Below are 6,623 nucleotides of genomic sequence, written 5' to 3'. Positions count from 1 at the left end.
CGGCTCGGCCGCCGCGTCAACCCCAGGAAACGCACCGCACCGTTGGCGAGACCGGAGAAAATGTCGAAGATCGGCACCGTCGTCGGCAGCGGAGCCACATAGTGCGGGGCATTCCTCAGCAGCCGGTCGCGTTCGAGCAGCGATTCGCGCACCAGTTTGAACTCGCCGTTTTCGAGGTAGCGCAGGCCGCCATGCACCATGCGCGACAGGGCGGCGCTGGCGCCGCTGCAATAGTCGCCCTTCTCCGCCAGCGCGACATCGACGCCTTGCAGGGCCAGTTCGCGAAAGACGCTAATGCCGTTGATGCCGCCACCGATGACGAGCACGGCGATATCAGGCCGGTCGCGCAGACCGGCTAACGTATGGCTTCGGTTCATCGGGGCTGTTGCCTTTTTTGCTCAGGCATCCATCGCGGTGAGATGCGCGGCTGCCGCGGCGTCGATTGCCGTTAGCTCGCTTGCCGCAAGCGTGATCTCGCCGGCCCGTGCATTGTCGAGCGCCTGTTCGGGATTGCGCGCGCCGCACAGCGCGAAGGTGATGCCCGGCTGGGCGAGCGTCCAGGCGATGACGATCTGCGCCGTCGACGCCTGGTGGCTTTCGGCGATCGGGGCGATGGCCTCTTTCAGCTTTGCGACTTTCTGCCGGTTGGCCGTGGAAAAGCGTGGGTTGTCCTTGCGCTGGTCGTCGCCGCCGAATGTGCGCTCTGGGTCGACCGTGCCGGTGAGCAGGCCCAGCGCCAGCGACGAGTAGCTGAGGGTGGCAATGTCATGGCGGCGGGTGATCGGCAGCAGGCTGCTCTCGAGGTCGCGGTCGATCATCGAATAGCGCTCCTGGATCGCATCGAGCTGGCCGGCGTCGATATAATGGCCAAGATCCTCGGCGCTGATGTTGCTGGCGCCAATGGCGCGGATCTTGCCGGCTGCCTTGAGCTTTTCCAATACCGCCATCGTCTCGGCGATCGGCGTCGTCGGGTCCTGCCAATGGGTGATATAGAGGTCGATGTAGTCGGTGCCCAGACGGCGCAGGCTCTGCTCGACCTCATAGGCGATGCCGTCGGCGCCGAGATAGCGATGCACAGGCTTGCCGTCCTGATCGAAGAAATGGCCGCCCTTGCCCGAATGCCAGTTCAGCCCGCATTTGGTCGCGATCACCACTTTGTCGCGCTTGCCCTTGATGGCGGTGCCGACGATCGCCTCGCTGCGGCCAAGACCGTAGGCCGGCGCTGTGTCGATCAGGCTGAGGCCGGCATCGATCGAGGCTTCGATCGCCCTGACCGACTCCTTCTCGTCGGTGCCGCCCCACATCCACCCGCCAATCGCCCAGGTGCCCAGGCCTACGGCCGACGCCGATATGCCGGACTTGCCGATCTGCCGCTGGATCTGTCGAGAATTCATGCTACCTCCTGTTCGGCCAGCTCGAGGATCTGGAGCCCCGTGGCCTCGTCCGTGACGATGGTGTCGAGATGGTTGCCGCGCAGGGCGGCGAGGATCGGCGCGACCTTGCTGGGGCCGCTTGCAATGCCGATCGAGCGCGGGATGGTCGCGAACTCGTCAAGCGTCAACGAGACCAGCGAACGGTTGAGCGAGTAGTTGCAAAGCTTGCCCTGGCGGTCGATGAGATGAGCGAGCAGCTCGCCTGTCGCCCCGGACTTCTCGATCGCCTGGCGATCGGCATTCGAGGACGGATGCAGGTCGTAGTAGCTGGAATCGTCGGTCAGGATGGAGCCGACACCCACCACCGCGACATCCGCCTCGCGCGCCTTGCGAAACACGTCGGCGACGGAGCTGATGCCCATCAGCATTTCGCGCTGCTGCACGGTGTCGGCAAACAGCGGCGCATGGATCTGATAGGCGCGGCCGCCGAGCTTGTCGGCCATCAGCGAGGCGACGTGGTTGACGTCGGTGTAGTGCTTGCCCTGCACCAGGCCGGTTGCGGGAATGATCTCGACGTCGTATCGGCGCCCCGGCTTGAGACCGGCGACCAGCGCGCTGACGCCCTTGCCGCCGGTGATCGAGATCGTGTCGCCGTCCTTGATGGTGTCGAGCAGCAGCCCAGCCGCCGCCTCGCCGACCCGCTGCAGGGCCGTGTGCGGATTCTCGGAGACCGACGGCACCACCATCGCCCGCTCGATGCCGCCCAGCGCAACCAGCCGTGCTTCCAGGTCGACCAGATGGTCGATCGGTGACTTGATCTTGATCTCGACGAGGCCGAGCTGGTGACCGCGCTTGATCAGCCGGTTGACGGTGGCGTGCGAGATGCCGAGTTCCCCGGCGATCTCGGCCTGGGTCTTGCCTTCGACGTAATGCAGGACAAGCGCCTGGTGCATTTGACGAACAGCGGCGATGTCGTCGCGGGTGTTGGGAGGGGCCATGGTCTTGCTGCGGTGCCTTTAGAGTTCAGGACTTCTTGCGATGCAGGAAGTGATCGATCGATACGGCTGCGAGCAGGATGCATCCCTTGATCATGTCCTGCCAATAGACCGAGACATCGAGCAGGATAAGCGAGCTCGTCACCACCGACAGCAACGCCATGCCGAGGATCGCTCCGAAGATGGTGCCCGAGCCACCATTGAGCGAGGCGCCGCCGATGACGGCCGCGGCGATGATGTTGAGTTCCATGCCGGCGCCGAAGGTCGGTGTCGCCGCGCCGAAGCGCGCCATGTAGATGACACCGGCCAGTCCGGCCAGCGTCGAGCACAGCACCGTGACCCAGAACTTCACCTGATTGGTCCTGATGCCGGAGAACTGCGCGGCCTTCTCGTTGGAGCCGGTGTAGAAAACCTTGCGGAAGGCCGTGGCGCGACGCAGCAGGAAGTCGAAGATGGCCACCACGACGATGAAGATCAGGATGACATAGGGGATGTTGTTGAAACTGCCCTGGCCGATGGCCTTGAAAGCCGGCGGCAGGGTGAACAGCGACAGCGGCGTGCCCTTGGTGACCACCAGGCACATGCCGCGCACGATGACCATGGCCGCCAGCGACGTGATGAAATGATTGAGGCCGATCACGGTCACGAAGAAGCCCATCGCCGCGCCGATCAGCGCGCTGACGCCGATGCCGATCAGGCTTGCCGTCCAGGGATCGAGGCCGGCAAGGAACAGCGCACCCGAGACCACCATCGAGAAACACACGACCGAGCCGACGGAAAGATCGATGCCGCCGACGATGAGCAGGATCGTCATTCCGACGACGACGATGCCTTCGATGGAAAAGCTCATCAGCATGGCGCGGAAATTGCCCCATGTCAGGAAGTGCGGCGAGGCGAAGCTCATGGCGATGCACAGCGCCAGGATGATGACGATCAGCCCGGCCTCGCGCATCGAGGCGAGCTGAGCGAAATTGATGCGCCGCCCGGCGGCCTTGATCTCGGCGTGCACGAGCGCTTCTCCTGATTCCCTAGGCGACATTCTGGGCCTGCCTTTGATTTGAACTGTCTTGAACGCCCGAGGCGAGCATGATGATGGCTTCCTCGCCGAGCTCGCTGGCGGTGAGTTCGCCGGCGATCCTGCCTTCGCGCACCACGACAACGCGGTCGCACAAGCCAATCAGCTCCGGCAGTTCCGACGAGATCACGATGACGCCGACACCGCTGCCGGCAAGCTGGCGCAGCAGCCGGTGGATCTCGACCTTGGCGCCGACATCGATCCCGCGCGTCGGCTCGTCCATGATGATGACTTTGGGACTGACGGACAGCTGCCTGGCGATGGCAACCTTCTGCTGGTTGCCACCGCTCAGCGTCGAGACGGCGGCATCGATGCCGGCCATGCGCACGCCGAGCCTGCCGGTCAGCTCCTTCGCCTGACGATCCTCGGCCTTGCGGTCAAGCAGGCCGAGGCGCCCGGTCAGCCTGGCGAGGTCGAGCGCGGAGATGTTCGCCGCGATCGGCAGATCGAGGAACACGCCGGAGCCTTTCCTGTCCTCGGAAAGATAGACCAGCCCCGCCTTGACCGCATCGCCATAGCCGCGCAGCCGGAGCTGCTTTCCGTCGAGCGCGACGGTTCCAGACGCCCTTGGCCTCAGACCACAGACCGTTTGCGCGATCTCGCTGCGGCCGGCGCCGATCAGGCCGCCTATGCCCAGAATTTCGCCGGCACGAAGCTGCAGATCGACGTCGGCGAAGCGGCGGTTATCGGAAAGCCCCTCGACCGAGAGAAGCAGGCGCCCGGGCTCCTGCGGCGCCAGCTTGTCGGGATAGAGCTGGGTGATTTCGCGGCCGACCATCTTGCGTACGACATCGTCCGGTGAGACGGTTGCGATCGGATCGGTCGCCACGTAGCGGCCGTCGCGGAAGACGGTGACGCGGTCGCACAGCGAGAATATCTCGGCCATGCGGTGGCTGATATAGACCACCGAAATGCCCCGCTCCTTGAGCCCGCGCACGATCGAGAACAGGCGCTGCGCTTCGCTTTCGGTCAGCGCCGCGGTCGGCTCATCGAGCATCAGCACCTTGCAGTCGAGCGTCAGCGCCTTGGCGATCTCGACAAGCTGCTGGTTGGAAATGGAGAGGTCGGCAACCCTGGTACGCACCGGAATGGGCGCGAGCAGGTCCATGACCTTCTGGGCGTCGGCGTAGAGTTTTTGGAAATTCATCAGCGGCGCGCGCCGGCTGTTGATCGCGGCCATGTAGATGTTTTCGGCAACCGTCGCGTCCTGACAGAGCGCGATTTCCTGGTGAACAAGCGCAATGCCGAGGCGTTGGGCGGCCGCAGGCGAGTGGATCGAAACACGCTCACCATCGATCAGGATGTCGCCCTCGTCGGGCTGCAATACACCGGCGATCATGTTCATCAGCGTCGACTTGCCGGCGCCGTTCTCTCCGCACAGTGCATGGATTTCGCCGCGCCGCAGCTCGAACCGTACGTCGCTCAGCGCCTTGACCGGGCCGAATGCCTTGGACAGGCCACTGATTTCAAGAATGGGCGCCTGGGTCACGCCGTGCTCCTGCGATGAACCTGCGGGGGAGGAAGGAGGCCGAAGCCTCCTTCCCGGTTAATCCGGCCATGCCGAGGCCGGGCGGCGAGATCGAGACTATTCCTCGATGCCCTTGGTGCCGCGACGCTTGAGGTACTTGTCCCAGTAGAAGTCGTCCGCATTGTCCTTAGAGACGATGGAAAAGCCATTGTCGACGAAGGGCACGCTCATCGGGTTGAAACCCGAACGCTTGGCGTCGTTCATCGGATCGATCAGGCCGGGATGCTTTGCCATCCACAACAGCATGAAGCCCATATAGCCCTGCATGCCCTGGTTTGGATTGACCGATCCGAAGATCTCGCCGGCCTTGATCATGTCGAGGATCTTGGCATTAACGTCGGCGAGCATGACGCGGATCTTGCCACCGCCTTCCTTGGCGGCCTGGGCAGCGCCGATGGCCGAGTTGGCCTCCGGCATGAACACGGCGCCAAGATTAGGATGCGCCTGCGCCAGGCTCAGAACCGCCTGATAGGCCTTGGTCGGATCCTGGTTCGAAGCGGCGCGGCCGACGAGCTTCATGTCAGGCCATTTGACTTCCATGCGGGCAACGAACGCGTTGACGCGCTTGTCGTGGTTGTCCTGGCCGGGATTCTCCAGCACCGCATATTCGCCCTTGCCGTCCATCGCCTTGGCAACGGCGTCGGCGGCATAGGTGCCTTCGGCATTGTTGTCGGAAGTGATGTAGGAGACGCGCTTGGAATTCGGCGAGTCGGCGGCGAAGGTCACCACCGCGGTGCCCTGTTCGATGGCGCGGTTGATCGGCTCGATGAACGGATCGGAGTTCATCGGGTGCACCAGTATACCGGCCGGCTTCTGCGCCAGTGCCTGGTCGAAGGTCGCGATCTGCTTGTTGACGTCGTATTCCGGCGTACCCGTATAGGCGGTCTCGCAGCCGAACTGCTGGCCGGCCTGCTTGAACATTTCATAGACCGGGAACCAGTATTCGACGCCCGAGACCATGACGTTCATGACATATTTTTCACCCGGCTCGCATTTGAACGGGTTTGGGGTTTCGGCGCGTACCTGCATCGACCCAAAGCAGGTCGATGCAGCCGCCGCGATTGCGAGCGTGCTCAGAAATTTGCGCAAGTTTCCTCCCTTGGCCGAAGCCATCCTCAATGACCGTCGCAGGCGCTCAGCGAGCGCTGCCGTATGGATTTGATGATGCCGACCTTCCTCCGAAAGCCGACGATCGGGACATTACAGCCTCGGCGGACGCTGTCAATATAATTCACATGTTGAAATATATTTCACAACCTACTTCCGGGGAGTCTACGCTCCGGTCGACGAAGCTGGTCGCAGGCCGCCAAGGTGGGCCAGGCAAGGCCTTTCCGGCCTTTTTGGCCGCGAACCGGGGAGTGCGGTTGGAGTATCGGCACCCAGGAGTTCGCGCGGTGCCCTCCCGCCGGCCGTCTTATCACGTGAAGCCCAGATCTTGTCTTTGATAGCATCTGCTCCGGGCGCGGCGTGACGCTCTCCATGTCGCTTGGCCAAGAAGTCTGCTGCTGCGTTGGCTTACAGCAGCCTTGACCACCCGGAGTATTCCGAGAACCTTCGGCTGTCCCCCGAATGCGAACGGCCGGCGGGCATTGTTCCAGGCGGGCCGTTTGCTTACCGAAGTTTGGTTGGGGAGAGGATTTGAGTTTTCTGTC

At 63.3% G+C, this 6,623-nt stretch carries 5 protein-coding genes and 1 pseudogene (1 of these 6 running past the window's edge); all 6 read right to left on the bottom strand.

The features are described from left to right. Window positions 1-377 (bottom strand): annotated as a pseudogene (locus tag EOB49_RS21850) (glycerol-3-phosphate dehydrogenase/oxidase) (it extends 1,337 nt beyond the left edge of the window). A 21-nt stretch (window positions 378-398) separates the two neighbouring features. Then, entirely contained in the window at window positions 399-1,394 is a 996-nt protein-coding gene (locus tag EOB49_RS21845; protein WP_127382207.1) for an aldo/keto reductase, read from the bottom strand. Continuing rightward, window positions 1,391-2,371: a sugar-binding transcriptional regulator gene (locus EOB49_RS21840; protein ID WP_127321031.1), complete on the bottom strand. Its 981-nt coding sequence runs from the start codon at window positions 2,369-2,371 to the stop codon at window positions 1,391-1,393. The genes EOB49_RS21845 and EOB49_RS21840 overlap by 4 nt, the downstream gene beginning before the upstream one ends. A 25-nt stretch (window positions 2,372-2,396) precedes the next feature. After that, window positions 2,397-3,320: an ABC transporter permease gene (locus tag EOB49_RS21835; protein ID WP_236383556.1), complete on the bottom strand. Its 924-nt coding sequence runs from the start codon at window positions 3,318-3,320 to the stop codon at window positions 2,397-2,399. A 76-nt stretch (window positions 3,321-3,396) separates the two neighbouring features. Beyond that, window positions 3,397-4,932, bottom strand: a complete 1,536-nt coding sequence (locus tag EOB49_RS21830) for a sugar ABC transporter ATP-binding protein (RefSeq protein ID WP_127382206.1) — start codon at window positions 4,930-4,932, stop codon at window positions 3,397-3,399. 96 nt (window positions 4,933-5,028) lie between these two features. Continuing rightward, on the bottom strand, window positions 5,029-6,060 hold the full coding sequence (locus EOB49_RS21825; RefSeq protein ID WP_127332198.1) for a substrate-binding domain-containing protein: 1,032 nt from the start codon (window positions 6,058-6,060) through the stop codon (window positions 5,029-5,031). Window positions 6,061-6,623: the final 563 nt, after the last annotated feature.

It is taken from the genome of Mesorhizobium sp. M7A.F.Ca.MR.148.00.0.0, from assembly GCF_003997735.1.
Lineage (GTDB): Bacteria > Pseudomonadota > Alphaproteobacteria > Rhizobiales > Rhizobiaceae > Mesorhizobium.
This window is presented reverse-complemented; position numbering and strand designations above follow the sequence as displayed.